Source organism: Streptomyces sp. NPDC047869, assembly GCF_040704065.1.
Lineage (GTDB): Bacteria > Actinomycetota > Actinomycetes > Streptomycetales > Streptomycetaceae > Streptomyces.
In genome coordinates this window covers 164,919-181,808 of the sequence record NZ_JBEYRK010000011.1, presented here as the reverse complement: position 1 = coordinate 181,808, position 16,890 = coordinate 164,919, and the positions used below count along the sequence as shown (strand labels likewise).

The 16,890-nt window shown below is 69.0% G+C and carries 16 protein-coding genes and 1 pseudogene; 12 read left to right on the top strand and 5 right to left on the bottom strand.

What is annotated here, in order from left to right:
• The first annotated feature begins 38 nt into the window (after window positions 1–38).
• Entirely contained in the window at window positions 39–398 is a 360-nt protein-coding gene (locus tag AB0924_RS17105; RefSeq protein WP_358938609.1) for an STAS domain-containing protein, read from the top strand.
• 65 nt (window positions 399–463) lie between these two features.
• Here AB0924_RS17105 and AB0924_RS17100 read toward each other — a convergent pair whose 3' ends face one another.
• Window positions 464–685 (bottom strand): hypothetical protein, encoded by a 222-nt coding sequence (locus AB0924_RS17100; protein ID WP_358938611.1) that lies wholly within the window; start codon window positions 683–685, stop codon window positions 464–466.
• 72 nt (window positions 686–757) lie between these two features.
• On the opposite strand from AB0924_RS17100, the gene AB0924_RS17095 reads away from it, so the two are divergent.
• Both AB0924_RS17095 and AB0924_RS17090 read left to right on the top strand, forming a co-directional pair.
• A complete protein-coding gene (locus AB0924_RS17095; RefSeq protein WP_358938613.1) occupies window positions 758–1,756 on the top strand; it encodes a DUF1259 domain-containing protein in 999 nt (332 codons plus the stop codon).
• A complete protein-coding gene (locus tag AB0924_RS17090) occupies window positions 1,753–2,958 on the top strand; it encodes a cytochrome P450 (RefSeq protein WP_366911809.1) in 1,206 nt (401 codons plus the stop codon). The genes AB0924_RS17095 and AB0924_RS17090 overlap by 4 nt, the downstream gene beginning before the upstream one ends.
• Window positions 2,959–2,972: 14 nt before the next feature.
• Here the strand turns inward: AB0924_RS17090 and AB0924_RS17085 are convergent, their stop codons facing one another.
• Both AB0924_RS17085 and AB0924_RS17080 read right to left on the bottom strand, forming a co-directional pair.
• Window positions 2,973–3,512, bottom strand: coding sequence for a GNAT family protein (locus tag AB0924_RS17085; protein WP_366911808.1), 540 nt, complete (start codon window positions 3,510–3,512; stop codon window positions 2,973–2,975).
• Between the two features lie 170 nt (window positions 3,513–3,682).
• Window positions 3,683–4,024, bottom strand: a complete 342-nt coding sequence (locus AB0924_RS17080) for a helix-turn-helix domain-containing protein (RefSeq protein WP_366911807.1) — start codon at window positions 4,022–4,024, stop codon at window positions 3,683–3,685.
• A 96-nt stretch (window positions 4,025–4,120) separates the two neighbouring features.
• Here AB0924_RS17080 and AB0924_RS17075 point away from each other — a divergent pair.
• The 6 genes and pseudogenes from AB0924_RS17075 to AB0924_RS17050 all read left to right on the top strand — a co-directional run bounded on the left by AB0924_RS17075 (window position 4,121) and on the right by AB0924_RS17050 (window position 10,508).
• Window positions 4,121–5,001: pseudogene (locus AB0924_RS17075) on the top strand (NAD(P)-binding domain-containing protein).
• A 182-nt stretch (window positions 5,002–5,183) separates the two neighbouring features.
• Window positions 5,184–6,206, top strand: a complete 1,023-nt coding sequence (locus tag AB0924_RS17070; protein WP_366911806.1) for a LacI family DNA-binding transcriptional regulator — start codon at window positions 5,184–5,186, stop codon at window positions 6,204–6,206.
• Window positions 6,207–6,491: 285 nt separating this feature from the next.
• Window positions 6,492–7,622 (top strand): cellulose binding domain-containing protein, encoded by a 1,131-nt coding sequence (locus tag AB0924_RS17065; RefSeq protein ID WP_366911805.1) that lies wholly within the window; start codon window positions 6,492–6,494, stop codon window positions 7,620–7,622.
• Window positions 7,623–8,109: 487 nt separating this feature from the next.
• Complete coding sequence (locus tag AB0924_RS17060; protein WP_358938626.1) at window positions 8,110–8,865, top strand: SDR family oxidoreductase; 756 nt, start codon at window positions 8,110–8,112, stop codon at window positions 8,863–8,865.
• 130 nt (window positions 8,866–8,995) lie between these two features.
• Entirely contained in the window at window positions 8,996–9,613 is a 618-nt protein-coding gene (locus AB0924_RS17055) for a VOC family protein (RefSeq protein WP_358938628.1), read from the top strand.
• Window positions 9,614–9,662: 49 nt separating this feature from the next.
• Window positions 9,663–10,508, top strand: a complete 846-nt coding sequence (locus tag AB0924_RS17050; protein WP_358938630.1) for a nuclease — start codon at window positions 9,663–9,665, stop codon at window positions 10,506–10,508.
• Window positions 10,509–10,646: 138 nt separating this feature from the next.
• Here AB0924_RS17050 and AB0924_RS17045 read toward each other — a convergent pair whose 3' ends face one another.
• Complete coding sequence (locus AB0924_RS17045; protein ID WP_366911850.1) at window positions 10,647–10,943, bottom strand: protealysin inhibitor emfourin; 297 nt, start codon at window positions 10,941–10,943, stop codon at window positions 10,647–10,649.
• Between the two features lie 2 nt (window positions 10,944–10,945).
• On the bottom strand, window positions 10,946–12,259 hold the full coding sequence (locus AB0924_RS17040; RefSeq protein WP_366911804.1) for a M4 family metallopeptidase: 1,314 nt from the start codon (window positions 12,257–12,259) through the stop codon (window positions 10,946–10,948).
• Between the two features lie 382 nt (window positions 12,260–12,641).
• Between AB0924_RS17040 and AB0924_RS17035 the strand changes: the two genes are divergently transcribed.
• The 3 genes from AB0924_RS17035 (at window position 12,642) to AB0924_RS17025 (ending at window position 16,889) form a co-directional block, all read left to right on the top strand.
• Entirely contained in the window at window positions 12,642–13,055 is a 414-nt protein-coding gene (locus AB0924_RS17035) for a hypothetical protein (protein ID WP_366911803.1), read from the top strand.
• Window positions 13,052–14,962, top strand: coding sequence for a GMC oxidoreductase (locus AB0924_RS17030; RefSeq protein WP_366911802.1), 1,911 nt, complete (start codon window positions 13,052–13,054; stop codon window positions 14,960–14,962). The genes AB0924_RS17035 and AB0924_RS17030 overlap by 4 nt, the downstream gene beginning before the upstream one ends.
• A 73-nt stretch (window positions 14,963–15,035) precedes the next feature.
• Complete coding sequence (locus tag AB0924_RS17025) at window positions 15,036–16,889, top strand: peroxidase family protein (RefSeq protein WP_366911801.1); 1,854 nt, start codon at window positions 15,036–15,038, stop codon at window positions 16,887–16,889.
• Window position 16,890: the final 1 nt, after the last annotated feature.

Sequence of the window (16,890 nt, the reverse complement as noted above, 5' to 3'; positions counted from 1 at the left end):
GGCTCGTACCGGATATCGAGAACATCGAGGAAGCTGTAGTGGACGACAACGCGCACGGGCCCGCACCGCTGACGGTGGTGTCCACCGCCGCCGACGGCATCACCGTCGTGACCGTGACAGGCGAGATCGACCACGCCAGCGCCGGCCCTCTTGTCAACGCCCTGGATGTCAGCGGTCTCGCCGACCGGCCCCGCGTCGTCCTCGACATGCGGCAAGTGACCTTCATGGACTCCAGCGGCATCAACGTCCTCCTCACCGCCCACCGCGCCCTCTCTCAGGCAGCCGGCTGGCTGCGGCTGGCCGGCATCCCCGACTCCGTGCTGCGCACCCTGCAGATCGTAGGGGTCGACACGGTCATCCCCTGCCACACCACCCTTCACGAGGCCCTCACGGCCTGACACAGACTCCGCACGGCCCGGCACCGTGGATCGGGCCCGGCACCGTGGTCGGCCCGCAAGGGCCATCACGGTGCCCGCTCACGGGAGGCGAGCGGGGCGTAGGCGGCGATGGCCGCTCCGTCGGCGGCGTCGTTGTCCAGGTCGGCGCAGCCGGGCAGGGACACCTCGATGATCCGGTCCGGGCCGTCCGGGCCGTCCGGGCCGTCCGGGCCGTCCGGGCCGTCCGGGTCAGGGCCGCGGATCCGGCGGCCGAGGGTCGCACTTCTTTCTCGTGGGTTAGTCCACATGCGGGATGTGGCTGCGTCGATCACCGCCCAACGCGGATCTGGATGATTCGATCAAGCCAGGAGGCATATGCCATGGCTGACAAGCGACAGCACGACTCACGATCCCCACTCACAACTTCCCGGCGCCGGGTGCTGGCCGCGGCCGCCCTCGCACCCGCGCTCAGCGCCGCGCCGGCCCGGGCCGGCACCCTGTCCGCCCAGCGGGACCACGCCCTGGTCGAGCCGGTGATGACCAAACTGGCGGACTGGGCGGACGTGGGCACGGCGTTCGGCCGAGCCGGTGACATGAAGCGGTTCATGTACCACACGGCCTTTCCGCGCCGGGACCTCAAGGTCTTCTCCCGAGGGATTCTCATCGATCCCGCGCTCGCCCTGGGCACGCACGTGTCCTTCGTCCGGTACGCGGATGGCAGCACGCTCCTCATGGGCGACGTCGTGGTCGTCGAAAGCGAACTGCAGCGCTTCTGCGATGTCCTGCAGCAGCACGGGATCATGCAAACCGCCCTCCACAAGCACCTGCTCGCCCACAAGCCGGATGTCTGGTGGCTCCATGTGCACGCCCACGGTCACGATCCGGTGGCTGTCGCCCGGGGCCTGCGCGCCGCACTCGACCGCACCGGGACCCCACCTGCCGAGCCCACCACCTCGTCGCCGCCCGTCGATCTGGACACCACCGCCATCGACGCAGCGATGGGCGTCAAAGGCATCACTGACGGTGTGATCTACAAGAGCACCTTTGTCCGCCGTGAGACCGTCGCCGACGGCCATCTGGTACTGCCTCCGGGGCTCGGGTCCACCACGTCGGTCAACTTCCAGCCACTCGGCGGCGGAAGGGCCGCTCTCAGCGGCGACCTGGTCATGATCGCCGGCGAGGTCCAGCCCGTCCTCACGACCCTGCGACGCGGTGGCATCGAACTCGTCGAGGTGCACCACCACAACCTCGATGACCAGCCACGTCTGTTCTTCGTCCACTACTGGGCCGTCGGCAACGCGGTCAGGCTCGCCAAAGCCGTTCGCAAGGCCGTGGACACCACCAACGTCGTACCCATGCCCGGAGGAGCCGGCTCATGACAGCGGACAACGAGACACTCACCTGCCCATTCGACTTCAGCACAGCCCTGGAGTTCGATCCCTCGCTCGGGTCCCTGATGCGACGCGGTTCCCCGGTGCGCATCCGGCTTCCTTACGGCGACGCCGACGCCTGGCTGGTCACGAGCTTCGACGCCGTCAAGCAGGTGACCACCGACCAGCGGTTCAGCAGGGCGGGCATCATCGGTCAGGACTACCCCCGGATGACGCCGGAGCCCATCGTCTCGCCAGAGTCGATCAACGTGATGGACCCACCGCACAGCAGTCGCGTGCGCCACCTGGCCTCGCAGGCCTTCACGCAGCAGCAAGTCGACGCCATGCGGCACCGGATCGTCCGGCTCGCGGACCGCCTGCTGGACGAGATGGAGAACCAGGGACCGCCTGCGGACGTGGTCGAGCACCTGTCCGACAAGCTCCCCCAGCATGCCGTCCTGGACCTCCTCGGTATCGAACCGGAGGAATGGCCCTGGATCCAGGATGCCGTGCACCAACTGCTCGTCGTGGGTGCGGAGAACAAGGAAGCCGCCTCGAAGGCCAAGGCCGATCTTGCGCAGTACTTCGCCGAACTGGTCGCTCAACGCCGGAAGTCACCCGGCCCGGACCTCATCAGCGCGATGGCCGCGGCGCAGGAAGGCGACGAACAGCTCGACGACAGAGAACTCGCCGTCATGACCCTGACGTTGGCGCTCAGCGGCCAGGACACGGCGACCTGCCAGATCAGCAATATCGCCTATCTCCTCCTGACCCAACCCGCGCTGTTGCAGCATCTCAGGAGCCGGCCCGAGACCATGACCGACGTCCTGCACGAGATGCTCCGCTGCATCCCGTTCCGCAAGGGGGTCGGAATTCCCCGGGTTGCACTCGAGGACGTGGAACTCGACGGCGCGCACATCCGGGCGGGCGACTTCGTCCACGTGTCCTACCTGACAGCCAACCGTGACCCGCAGCGCTACCCCGACCCCGACGTCATCGACCTCGACCGTCACAGCGCTCCGCACATGACCTTCGGCTGGGGCGGACACCGATGCATCGCGATGCCTCTGGCCATGGCCGAGCTCGAAGTGGCCATCGGCCGGCTGGTGGAGAGATTCCCCGGTCTGAGGCTGGCAGTGGCGCCGGAGGAAGTGCGATGGGACACGAACACGATCAGACGCTTCCCACTTGAGCTGCCAGTGGCCTGGTAGGCGTACGGAGCTGCTCAGGTCCCTGGCTCACTGCCGGGCAGCTCCGCGCGAAGCATGGAGAAGATCACCTGATCGTGCCACCGCCCGCCGCGCCACTGCGCGGAGCGCAGCACCCCTTCCCTGACGAAGCCCGCCTTCTCCAACGCACGCTGCTCGGCGAGGTTGGCGCAGTCCGTCCAGGCTTGGAGCCGTTCGGCCCTGGTGTGGTCGAAGAGGTATGCGGCCAGCAGCCGCTGGGCCCGGGTGCCTATGCCGCGTCCGCGCACGGCGGGCACCAGGCCGATCGCGAGGGTCCAGCAGGTGGAGGTGGCCGGCCGCCCCCAGGTGCTCGCGAACCACTCGACCCGGCCCACCGTCCGGCCCGCCTCCGCGACGCAGAGCACGCCGCCGTCGGCGCTGAGCAGACCGGTCTCCGCGAACCGCCGGCGCAGGCCGGCCGGTGAACCGAAGCCGAACCACTGGTACGGGCCGGCGCCCTCCGGCCCGTTGAACTCGCGCTCGAAGACGTCGAGATCGTCGGCAGTCACCGGACGCAGCGTGATCTCATCGGCCATGGAACGACTCCCGGTCCCCTCGAGCACACGGTTCGGCCTCGTCCGGCCGGCGTTGGCAACGTCGCCCAACTCTTCCACACATCCACGCTCCGCAGACCGGGTGAGGGTCAGGCTGTGCATGACGGCGTCCGGGAGCGGCGCCAAGTGAGCCTGTGCGAGGCGCCTTCCCCTCAAACTCCGGTCGACCGCCCGCGCCCCCACGCGGCCAAAGGCTGGAGCGCGTCATTGAGGCGCACGCCGTCCTCGGTCAAGGAGTACTCGACGCGGGGCGGCACCTCGTCGTAGGACACACGGCGTACGACGCCGTCCGCTTCCATCTCATGCAGGTGGGAGGCCAGCACCTTCTCGGTGATCCCCGGCAGCAGTCGGCGCAGCTCGCCGAAGCGGCGCTGGGGGTGCTCATGGAGCACCCAGAGGATCAGTACCTTCCACTTGCCACCTATCACCTCCATCGCGCTGTCGATCCCGCAGACGTGGCCATCCGGCCCGCCCGGCCGGTTCAGCGTCGTCATGCCCCACCCTTCTGACGTGCTAGCTCACCCCAGGGTAACCACCCACTCCGAAGTGCGTACTTGATCACCTTCAGGTCCGTGACCAGCCTTGTCGGCATGACGCAGCACACTGTTGAGAAGACTTCCGTCACCCTGCTGGGGCTCGGCGGGATGGGAACCGCGCTGGCTCGCACCTGGCTTGCCGCCGGTCACCCGCTCACCGTCTGGAACCGAACTCCGGCCCGCACCGCGGCACTCGCCGCCGAGGGCGCAAAAGTCGCGGACAGCGCCGCAGAGGCGGTCGCGTCCAATTCCCTCGTCGTTGTCTGCCTGTTGGACGACTCCTCGGTCGAGGAGGTGCTGGCCGGCACCGGCCTGGCAGGCAAGGACCTGGTCAACCTGACCACCAGCACCCCTGCCCAGGCCCGCGCTCGCGGCGAATGGGTCGGCGAGCGCGGCGCCCGCTACCTGGACGGCGGGATCATGGCCGTCCCTCCGATGATCGGCATCCCGGAAGCCGGCGGTTACGTCTTCTACAGCGGCTCGCCGGAGCTGTTCGAACGGCACCAGGAGACTTTGGGCGTCCCGGCCGGCACCGTCTACGTCGGCCAGGACGCGGGCTTCGCGGCCCTTCACGACGTGGCTCTGCTCAGCGCCATGTACGGGATGTTCGCCGGGGCCGCGCACGCGTTCGCCCTGATCCGCAAGGAGAACATCGACCCCGTCTCGCTCGCCCCCCTGCTGGCCGACTGGCTCATCCGATGGCTCCGGCAGTTCACCAGACCGCCGATCAGCTGCGCAGCGGCGACTACACCGAGGGTGTCGTCTCCAGTCTCGCCATGCAGGTGGCCGGCACGCAGACCTTCCTGAGCACCGCCGAGCAGCAGGGTGTCAGCCCTGAACTGCTCAGCTCCTACTTCGAGCTGATGCGCCGCCGCCTGGCCCAGGGCGGCGCCGAGGAGGGCCTGACGGGCGTGATCGACCTTCTGGTGCGCTGACTGGCTCGGCCGGCCGCCGGTGAGCGGTGGCTTCCAGCCGCAGGCCGCTGGCCGGGTAGCTGCGCAGGTTCGCACCGGCGTCCCCGGACCGGGCACGGGGGTTCCGAGGTCCGGAGCCGTGGGAAGGCCTGTGCCCGGTGTCGTCCGCGCCGTAGTATCGGGTGATCTCCGGGGAGGTGGTCATGGGCAGGCGGCAGCCGGGCGCTCCGACACTCGAGGAGGTGGCCGCCCGCGCCGGGGTGGGCCGCGGCACCGTCTCCCGGGTCGTCAACAACGCGGCGGGCGTCAAGGATTCGACGCGGCGAACCGTGCAGCGAGCCATCGCGGAACTGGGCTATGTGCCCAACCTGGCGGCGCGTTCCCTCGCCGGGCAGCGGGCCGACGCCGTCGCGCTCGTGATGACGGAGCCCCGATGGCGGCAGTTCGCCGAGCCGTTCTTCTCCGAGATCGTCCACGCGATCGGCGACGCGCTGGCCGGCACCGGGCCGCAGCTGCTGCTGACCCTGGTCCGCTCGGACACCGAGCGGCGGCGCTTCCTCGAGTACGCCCGCGGCGGGCGGGTGGACGGCGTCCTGCTGATGTCCGTTCACGCCGACGATCCGCTGCCCGACATGCTCGCGGAGGCCCGGATGCCGACCGTGCTGATGGGACGCCGTTCAAGCGACGAGCGCGTCAGTTACGTCGACGCGGACAACGCAGGCGGCGCCCGCAGTGCGGTCGCCCACCTGCTGGCCACGGGACGGCGGGCGATCGCCACGATCACCGGGCCGCTCGACATGTACGTCGCCCAGTGCCGGCTGCGCGGCTACCGGGAGGCCCTGGCACTGGGCGGCCTGGACGCCCGGCCGTCGTGGGTCGGCGAGGGCGACTTCACCGAGGAGGGCGGCCACCGGGCCATGGCCCGCCTCCTCGAACTGCACCCGGAGATCGACGGCGTCCTCGCCGCTTCGGACACCACGGCCGAAGGCGCCCTGGCGGCGCTGCGAGCGGCGGGACGCCGCGTGCCGGAGGACGTCGCCGTCATCGGTTTCGACGACTTCCCGCTGGCAGAGCGGACCGCGCCACGACTGACGACGGTGCGTCAGCCGCTCGAGGAAATCGGCCGGACCATGGTCCAGCTCCTCCTCCCGGAGATCGAGGAGCCGTCCGTGGCGTGGCGCCACGTCATCCTCCGGACGGAACTGGTGCTGCGCGACTCGGCTTGAGCGGCACCGCCGACCGGTGGGACGGCGGGGACCCGCGTGCACGGTGAGGCTGCGCGCCCGACGCGGCATCGGGAGCGCTCCCAGCTCAGCGGCCGTCGAGTCGCCGCACTCGCCCCGCATCGCCGACCTGCGCCTTCGAAGGGGTCCGACGGGATCCTGTGCACTGCCTTGTCAGGGCCACGACGCTCTCCTACAGTCCCTCGAAACGGAGGTGATGGGAGCGCTCCCAATTCAGTTGGCCCCGGCGCTCCCGCGCTCTCTCCCCACCCCTCCGAGAGGACCCGCATGCGAACCTCACGGCACCCCCTCCCCACCAGGACGCACGCCCTGTTAGGCGCACTGCTCACCTCGCTCGCCACCCTGGCGGCACTGCTGGGCACCGCCCCGGCGGCCCACGCCGACACCTCGATCTGCGAACCGTTCGGCACGACCACGATCCAGGGCCGATACGTCGTTCAGAACAACCGCTGGGGCACCAGCCAGACCCAGTGCATCACCGCCACCGACTCGGGATTCAGGATCACCCAGGCCGACGGCTCGGTCCCGACGAACGGCGCCCCGAAGTCCTACCCGTCCCTCTACAACGGCTGCCACTACACCAACTGCTCGCCGGGCACCCGTCTCCCGGCGCAGCTCAGCACCATATCCAGCGCACCGACCGGCATTTCCTACAGCTATGTGAGCGACGCGGCGTACGACGCCGCGTACGACATCTGGCTCGACCCCACCCCCCGCACCGACGGGGTCAACCGGACCGAGATCATGGTCTGGTTCAACAAGGTGGGATCCATCCAGCCGGTCGGCTCGCAGGTGGGCACGGCCGGCGTGGCAGGGCGCCAGTGGCAGGTGTGGTCCGGCAACAACGGCTCCAACGACGTCCTGTCCTTCGTGGCCCCGTCGGCGATCTCCAGCTGGAACTTCGACGTCATGGACTTCGTCCGGCAGGCCGTCTCCCGGGGGCTGGCGCAGAACAACTGGTACCTGACCAGCGTTCAGGCGGGCTTCGAACCCTGGCAGAACGGCACCGGCCTCGCGGTCACCTCCTTCTCCTCCACGATCAACACCGGCGGCGGGGACTCCGGAAACCCCGGAAGCCCGGCGGCCTGCACCGTGTCGTACGCGACGAACGTGTGGCAGGGCGGCTTCACCGGCGACGTCACGCTCACCAACACCGGCTCCTCCCCCGTCGACGGCTGGAAACTGGGGTTCACGCTGCCGGCCGGTCAGCAGATCACCAGCGCCTGGAACGCCAGTCTGACCCCGTCGTCCGGAAGCGTCACGGCGAGCGGTCTCGCCTACAACGCGCAGATCCCGGCCGGCGGCAGGGTCTCCTTCGGCTTCCAGGGGACGTACGGCGGCAACTTCGCCAAGCCCGCGGCCTTCAGCCTCAACGGGACCGTCTGCGGCACCGCATGACTCACCCCGTACGGCTGCGCGTCCGCCGCGCGGAGGCTTCCCGCCTCCCGTGAAGCGCACCACGGATCGGGCAGCGCACCAGGGGCCCGCCCCGGACCCACGGTGACGTCAGCGTCGTAGTCGGCCCGCCCGGCCGACTACGACGCTGAGCCAGTTCCCACCGACCGCTTCCGCCCGCCCATTTGAGTGCCCAGGCCCGGATGCGCCTCGGCGGGACGAGTGACAGACTGAAATCACCGGGGGCCCTCCGTCTGTGGCGGAGGCCCCATGACCGCCCACTCCCCCGTTCTTGGCCGTGGCGCACTCCCAGCGATCGATCCTTTCGCTGATCCATCGGGAACCTGCCATGTCCTCGGAAACGCAGGATCCGCCGGACGAGACGGCTCTCCTGAGGGTCGGCTCGTACAAGCCCGGGAGACACGAGAATGAGCATCTGTGGCGCGCGGAGGGGCGTCCGGGCATCGCGGTGGCACGGCGGTGACCCGCTGTGAGTGCGACCGGAGGCGCCCGTCCGGCAGCCGGGGGACTGACCGGTCGAACGGTCGTGGTGGTGGGCGGCAGCGCGGGAATCGGTCTGGAGACCGCGCGGCAGGTGCGTGCGGCCGGTGGCGAGGTGGTGCTCGCGGCGCGGAACGCCGATCGTCTCAAGCGGGCGGCGGACGAGCTGAGTCCCCTGAGAACGGCCGCGTTCGACGCCCTGGACACCGAGCGTCTGGAGCGGTTTCTGCTCGATCTGCCGGGGCTGGTCGACCATGTGCTGGTCACGGCGGGCAGCCCGTCGTACACACCCCTGGACACGCTCGACCTGGCCGACGCCGGACGCGACTTCGGTGGGCGTATCGCGATGATGCTGGCGGCGGGGCGGGCGAGCCGCGACAAGGTCAGGGCCGGAGGAACGCTGTTGTTCATCGGCGGAACCGGTGGCAGACGGCCCGCGTCCGGGATGGCCGTGACAGGCGCGCTCACCGCGGCGCTGCCGGCGCTCACCGCCAACCTGGCGCTGGAAGTGGCCCCGGTCCGGGTCAACCTCATCGCGGCCGGGTTCGTGGACACACCGCTGTCGGCCTCCCTCCTCGGAGACCAACTCGAGGCACGGCGAGAACAGTTGCGGAAGACACTGCCCATCGGCCGAGTGGTCGGTCCGGCGGATGTCGCGGCCCTGGCACTGCACATCATGGCCAACGGCGCCCTCACCGGCGCCACCTACGACATCGACGGCGGCCAGCAGCTCGTCGCGCCCTGATCCTCCGGTCGGCGACCCGAGGCGCAATCTCGACGCGTGCCTTCCAGCACCTTGCGGATTCGCCGTTCAGCCCCGCCGACATCGCGGACTCGCCGGCGTTGCCTTCCCTTTCAAGACGGAGACGTGAACGATGGACATGAAACTGGAGGTCGTCGTGGTGCCGGTGTCCGACGTCGACCGAGCCAAGGAGTTCTACACGGCACTGGGCTGGAGACTCGACGCGGACATCGCCCCCGACGCCGAGTTCCGGGTGGTTCAGGTGACCCCTCCGGGTTCACCGGCATCGGTCATCTTCGGCACGTCCGTCACGGAGCAGGCGCCGGGCTCGGCGCAGGGTCTGCACCTGGTGGTCGACGACATCGAGGCCGCGCACGAAGAGTTGACACGGCGCGGTGCCGGCCCGAGCGAGGTGTTCCACGATGCCGGCGGCGTGTTCCATCACGCCGGCACCGACGCCCGCGTACCGGGACCCGCCCCGGAACGCGGAAGTTACGGCTCCTTCCTGTCCTTCACCGATCCGGACGGCAACGGCTGGCTCCTGCAGGAGATCACCACCCGGCTCCCGGGACGCCTGGACCCCGCCACCACAGCGTTCGCGTCGGCCGAGGACCTGGCAGGCGCCCTCCGCCGCGCCGCGGCGGCTCACGGTGAACACGAGGCACGCATCGGTGCGGAGGACCCCGACTGGCCCGACTGGTACGCGCGGTACATGGTGAGCGAACAGGCCGGAGCGGAACCACCTTCGTAAGCCGATCCATTGATTCCATACACCGCATCCCACCCCTGGAGGAGTCGCCATGCCCATGCTGCTCATACAGGGCAAGTTCCGCCTGAAGGACACCGAGCCGGACGGAGACACCGTCCACTTCATCGCCGACAATCCCAACGACTGGACGCTCGTCGGAGGCAAGCACCCAGTGCATGCCGTCAACGGTGACGCCGCCCTCCGCCTGGAGGGCATCGACGCGCTGGAAACCCACTACGGCGGAGAACACCAGCCACTGCAGTTCGGCCACGCCGCCGCGGCTGAACTCCTCACCTGGCTGGGCTTCAACACCGTGGAGCGCGACTCGAAGGAGAAGGTCACCGCCTCGACGCCCGAGACCACGCCCGGCTACATCCTCACCGGGGGCGGCGACATCCACAACCGCGCCGTGGCCCTCGCCGGCCGGGGCGCGCCTCCCGCGGCCGGCGGTACAGCGGTCACGGTCGACGTGCCGTTGCTGCGGCAGACCGCCAACCACCACATGGCCTCACTGGGCCTGGTCTACCCCACCTTCTACACCAGCCTGTTCCGCGACCTGCGGGAGGAACTCACCAAGGTCGCGCAGAGCGCCCGAACCGCCGGTCAGGGCCTGTGGCCGCAGGATGTCACCACGACCGGGTTCAAGGTCACCGCGCTGTCCACCATCACGGACGACGTCGTGATCCTGCCCAAGCTGTTCCGGCGGCTGGTCGACTACTTCGACCTGGGCATGTCGGTCTCCTGCTTCCCCGCATACCTCGCCGGCAAAGGGGACACGCTCACGGTCCTGTCCACCGGGGAGCGGCTCGTGGGCCTGCACCACGTCGTCACCGTCACCAACAGCCACTCCATCCGTATGACGCACCCGGTCGATGATCTCCTCTTCGACGAGGGCTGAGTGGCGTGGTCATTCACGAGCGGGATCCGCACAGCCCACTAGGGATCCGCACAGCCCACTCCGGGATCCGCGCAGCGGCCTCAGTGGATGAACGACTCGCCGTTCATCCACTGAGGCCAACCGAGGCCGAGCCGCGCATCATTGCTGTGCGAAGTGTTTCCTGAGCGAGGTGAGCAGGGCCGCGAACGCAGGGGTCATGGCGGCGTCCGACTGTTCAAGGACCGTCACGCTGTCGCCGGTCTCCGCCGTGATCGTGTAGCTCATCGCGTCCCTGACGCGGCCGGCCTGCTCCTCCTGGGGCATCGCGGCGGCTTCTGTCAGCAGCCGGGCCAGTTCAGCCTTGGCGGTCTCGGGCAGGGCGTCCGTGTCCAGCACCTCGGGCGGGCGGCGGAGGTTGGTCACCGCCGCCAGCCCGCCGTAGGCCTCCAGAGTCATCTTCACTTGGTGCCCCTGAGCGCGGCCATATCCTTGGCCAGCCCCGTGACCTTGTCGTTCAGTACCCCGATCTGCCTGGCGAGGGCCGCCAAGCCGTCCTCACGGCCCGCGCCACCGTTCCCGTTGGCCGAGGAGCTCCGTACCCGGGCGACTCCGGTCGGGACGCCCCTTACCGGGACTTCCACCTCCTGCCACGCCGCCAGCACGGCCGACTGCTCGGGACTGCCGGCGCCGAACAGTTCGGCGGCCTTCTGGAAGGTGGTGCCCGCGAAATCCTGGAACTGGTCCTCGGCACTGGACGCCTTGAGCGATTCGTACCAGATGGTCCCGGCAGCCTCCCATGCGAATCCGCCGATGCGCGCGGCCGTCAGGAAGAACGCCTTGTTCGGAATTCCGGAGTTGAAGTGCACTCCGCCGAAGTCCCCGCGCTTGGTGTCGGGCAGGTGGATGAATTTGCTCATCCGGTCGGGCTGGGGATCCTTTCCGAACTGCGGGTTGTCGAAGGCGTGCCCCGGGTCCTTCATCGATCGCAGGGCGTCGCCGTCGACTCCCGGAGTCCACACGTCAGCGCCGATCAGCCAGTCCGCCTCCTCGGCCGTCTGCTTCAGGGACCACTGCTTGACCAGTGACCCGAAGACATCCGACATCGACTCGTTCAGGGCCCCGGGCTGATTGTGGTACTCGAATTTTGACGTGTTGTCCGTGACTCCGTGCGTCAACTCGTGGCCGATCACTTCAAGGGATCCGGTGAGGTTCTTGAACTTCCTCCCGTCCCCGTCACCGAAGAGCATCTGCCGCCCGTCCCAGAAGGCATTGTTGACCTGGAAACCGAAGTGTACGTATCCGTCCAGGCGCATCCCCCTGCCGTCGACCGAATTACGCTGGAAGACCTCCTTGTAGAAATCGCGGGTAAGGCCGAGTGCCTCGAATGCCCGGTTGATGGACGGGTCCGCGACCTCTGGGCCGTCCTCCGGCCTTGCCAGGACAGCATTGGGAAGTGATTCCCCCTGCTCGCAGTCGAAGACGGTGCGCCGGCCGTTACCGGCGGCGGCCGCACCGGCGAAGGACGCCCGGACCGCTCGCTCACCCCGCAGGCGAGCAGTGACCAGCAGGGTGTCCATGGCGGCCTGGCGCACCTCCCTGTCTTCGCTGTCGAGGAGCCTGTCGAGAATGTACGGAGGGATGATGCAGTTGATCGGGCGAGCCCTGCTCATGGGACACCTCCTGAGCGAGAGGAACGACGGCTGATCATTTGTCGTCGCGACTGCGTGCTCGGCTGCCGGCGGATCACCGCTCGGCGCGGTCGAGACGCACACGAGAGGACGGCTTTTCGGCATTCAACATGGAGGCAGTCGCGGACAAACCGCAGATGCCCACTGATGGGGCAGCGAAAGGGGAAGCGTCGACACCGGCCATCCCCGTCTTCAGCGGCACTGTCACGCTGATATCATCAGTCTCCTGCCGTCCGTATCGACTGGCAAACGCACCACGAGGACCGCCTTCACTCGCCCCTGTCATCCGCGAGAACCTATTTGGTTGAACACGACGCCAATAGCTGTTCCGTCCTCCGGATGCAGCTGAGCAGTGGTTCCCATAGCGTGATTACCAAGAGTGCGTCCAGGGTGTTCCTCTCCCTTGTCTTGGGGTTCGGCCGACGGTCCCGTCAGCGCGTGAATCACCACATCCCCAGGAGACATCATGGCCACGGTTGCCGTCTCAAACCGACCTGTCTCTGTCTATGCCCTCGCCGGCATCAGACTGTTCAACGGAGCCGCCGGTCTGCTGGCGCCGGAGATGCTCATCCGGCGGTTCGACCCCGACCGCGATCCCCCCAGCCCGGCCGCCGTCTACGCCTTCCGCCTCTTCGGTATCCGAACGGTCCTCCTCGGCCTCGACCTGCTCACCCACAGCGGAGCCCGGCTGCGCGACGATGTGAGCGAAGGCATCCTGATCCACGGCAGCGACACCGCGACTGCGGCCACGCTCGGCCTCCACGGGCAGGTCCCGCCGCGCACGGCGTTCCTGACCACGCTCATCTCGGCGGTGAACACCGCCCTGGCCATCAGCGCCACCGCCTCGCTCGCCAACTCCCCCGAGGACAAACCAAAGTGAACACGCAGTCCGGGGCCACTCCCCCGACCGAGACCGGCTTCGACTACGTCGTCGTCGGCGCCGGCGCCGGTGGCGGGCCGCTCGCGGCCAACCTCGCCGCCGCGGGCATGCGCACCCTCCTCCTCGACGCCGGCGGTGCGGAGGAGAACGACAGCTACCTGGTCCCCGCCTTCCACGCCGACGCCTCCGAGGACCCCGTCCAGTGCTGGAACTACTTCGTACGGCACTACGCCGACGAGCAGCGGCAACGGCGCGACAGCAAACTCGTACCGGACAGGGGCGTCCTCTACCCGCGTGCCGGGACAGTCGGCGGGTGCACCGCGCACCATGCGCTGATCACCGTCTACCCCTACAACCGGGACTGGGACGCCATCGCGGAGGACACCGGTGACGCGACCTGGCGGAGCACGGCCATGCGCCGGTACTTCGAACGGCTGGAGCGATGCACGTACCGCCCCCGGCCCAAGGAGCCGCCCGGCAACCCGCTGCTGGCCGCAGTCCTCCGGGCGCTGCCCTTCGTGTCGGACCGGTACCGCAACCGGGCCCGGCACGGGTTCGACGGCTGGCTGCCCACCGCACTCGCCGACCCCCGACTGGCCGTGCAGGACGAGCAGTTGCTGAAGGTCATCCTCTCCGCAGCGGAGGACACGCTCGCGGGTTTCCTCGACCGCCCGCTGTCCCCCCTCGAGGGCCTGGGCTCCCTCGTCGACCCCAACGACTGGCGGGTGCAGACCCAAGCGCTGCAAGGGCTGTGGCAGATCCCCGTCTCCACCGCCGACGGCCGCCGCAGCGCAGTACGCGAACGCGTCCAGGCCGTGCAGCGGAGCCATCCGGGGCAACTGGTGGTCCGCACCCACGCGTTGGCCGCACGGATCGTACTGGACGAGGGCAACGCGGCGACCGGAGTGGACTATCTGGACGCGGCGCACGCCTACCGGGCCGATCCCGGTGCCCGGCTGGCGTCCGGTACCCCGGCGCTGCGCCGGGTCGTCGCCTCACGCGAGGTGATCCTGGCCGCGGGAGCGTTCAACACACCGCAGTTGCTGATGCTTTCGGGCATCGGACCACCTGAGGAGCTGCACCGGCACGGCATCCCGGTGCGTGTCGGTCTGCACGGAGTGGGCGCCAATCTCCAGGACCGGTACGAAGTCGGCGTGGTCAGCCGGATGGACCGTGAGTTCCCCGTCATCAAGGACTGCTCCTTCCACGCTCCGCGGTCCGGCAGCGAACCGGACCGCTGCTACCGGGCCTGGCAGCAGGGCAAGGGCCTCTACACCACCAACGGCGCCGTCCTTGGCATCACCCGCAAGTCACGCCCCGACCTGGACGCCCCCGACCTGTTCATCTTCGGCGGCCCCTTCGACTTCCGGGGGTACCGCCCCGGCTACTCCCTAGACCTGACGCAGCACAAGGACCGGTTCACCTGGGCCATCCTCAAGAGCCGCACGCACAACAGCGGGGGCCGGGTCCGGTTGCGTTCCCCCGACCCCCGCGACACCCCACTGGTCAACTTCCACTACTTCACCGAGGGCACGGACAAGGAGGGCCTGGACCTCGAAGCGATGGCCGACGCCGTGGAGTTCGTGCGCGGGATGAACCGCAGGGCCGGCTCCGTGATCCAGAAGGAGCTGTGGCCCGGCGAGGACGTCGGCGATCGTGACGCCGTGCGCGAGTTCGTCCAGGACGAGGCCTGGGGCCACCACGCCTCGTGCACCTGCCGGATGGGACGCTCCGGCGATCCCACGGCGGTGGTCGACAGCAGCTTCCGGGTCCTCGGGGTGAACCGCCTGCGGATCGTCGACGCCTCGGTCTTCCCCCGCATTCCCGGGTTCTTCGTCGCCACGCCCATCTACATGATCAGCGAAAAGGCGAGCGACGTGATCCTCGGGGACGCGGCCGCCGCCTGACCCGTACGGACCTGCCCTCGCACGAGCGCGCACTCGACGCGCGCACGAACAGGAGCCACCCAAGGAGTACGCGATGAGCACGCACCGACGCGCCGCACGACGTTCCCCGGCCGGATACCGCACATCACTCCCCTGGCGGATCATCACCGGCGCCGCCCAGTACATCGACCGCCGCATCGGCTGGGACAAGCTTCCCGTCGCCGCGGGCCTGCTGACGCTCTTCGGACTGCGTGTCAGGCTCCGGCAGAAGAACCTTTACGACACCGGTGAGCTGCCCTCGGTCGACGGGCCCAAGCCCGCGCCGCCTTCCGCGGGCCACCGGGTCAACCGGACCGCCGACGGCAGCCACAACGACCTCGGCGACCCGCGCATGGGCATGGCGGGCACCCGGTTCGGCCGGAACATCCCGCTCGGGAACATCGCCCCGACCGCACCCGCGGACGTACTGTCCGCGCCCAGTCCGCGCGAGGTCAGCCGCACCCTGCTCACCCGCCATGAGCTCATCGCGGCCGAATCCGTGAACTCCCTGGTGTCCGCCTGGCTCCAGTTCATGATCCGTGACTGGTTCAGTCACGGCACGAGCCCTACGGACCGGCCCTGGGAGGTTCCCCTTCTCGACGACGACCCGTGGCCGGAACGCCCGATGAAGATCTTCCGGACCCCGGACGACCCGACCCGTGACCCGCAGGCGCCTCCCGGGACGCCCGACACCCGTGTCAACGTCTCCTCGCACTGGTGGGACGCCTCCCAGATCTACGGCAAGAACGAGGTCGAGCAGCACCAGTTGCGCACCGGGCGACTGGGCAAGCTGCACCTGTGGGACGACGAGCAGGCCCCCGTCCCCGCGGATCCCTCCCAGGACCCCACGCGCGTTCCCGGCTTCTGGCTGGGCCTCGCCATGATGCAGGACCTCTTCACCAGGGAGCACAACGCGATCTGCGACCACCTGCACGGCGCCTACCCCTCCTGGAGCGACGAGGAGCTGTTCCAGCGGGCCCGGCTCGTCAACGCAGCACTCCTCGCCAAGATCCACACCGTGGAGTGGACACCGGCCGTGATCAGCCACCCCACCACCGTCAAGGCACTCCGGGCCAACTGGTGGGGCGTCGCGGGCGAACGCGTCCACAACCTGTTCGGCCGGATCGGCGACAGCGAGGTCATCAGCGGCATTCCCGGCGGCAAGACCGACCACTACGGCGTCCCGTACGCCCTCACCGAGGAGTTCGTGGCGGTCTACCGGATGCACCCGCTGATCCGCGACGACTGGCATCTGCGCTCCCTCGCCGACGACACGACACTGCGCCAATGCACCCTGCGCGACATCTCGGGCCCGGGAGCGCTGAAGTTCCTGGAGACCACGCGGATGGCCGACCTGCTGTACAGCTTCGGCACGCTCCATCCAGGCCTGGTCACGCTGCACAACTTCCCCCGGTTCCTTCAGGAGTTCGAGCGGCCCGACGGCCATCTGCAGGACCTCGCCGCGACCGACATCCTGCGCTCCCGGGAGCTGGGGGTGCCCCGCTACAACGAGTTCCGGCGGCTGCTGCGGCTCAAGCCCGCCGAGAGCTTCACGGAGCTGGCGCACGACCCTGCGTGGGCCGAAGAGATCGGGCGGCTCTACGACGGCGACATCGAGAAGGTCGACCTGATGGTCGGGCTGTACGCGGAGAAGCTCCCGGCCGGATTCGCCTTCAGTGACACGGCGTTCCGCATCTTCATCCTGATGGCCTCGCGCCGGCTGAACAGCGACCGCTTCTTCACCACGTACTACACCCCCGAGGTCTACTCCAAGGCCGGCATGGCCTGGATCGACGACAACACCATGGTCACCGTCCTGCTGCGCCACCACCCCGAGCTGCGTACGGCACTGTCCGGGCTGACCAACGCCTTCGTGCCGTGGCACGACGCCGCGCGAAAGGACACCTGAG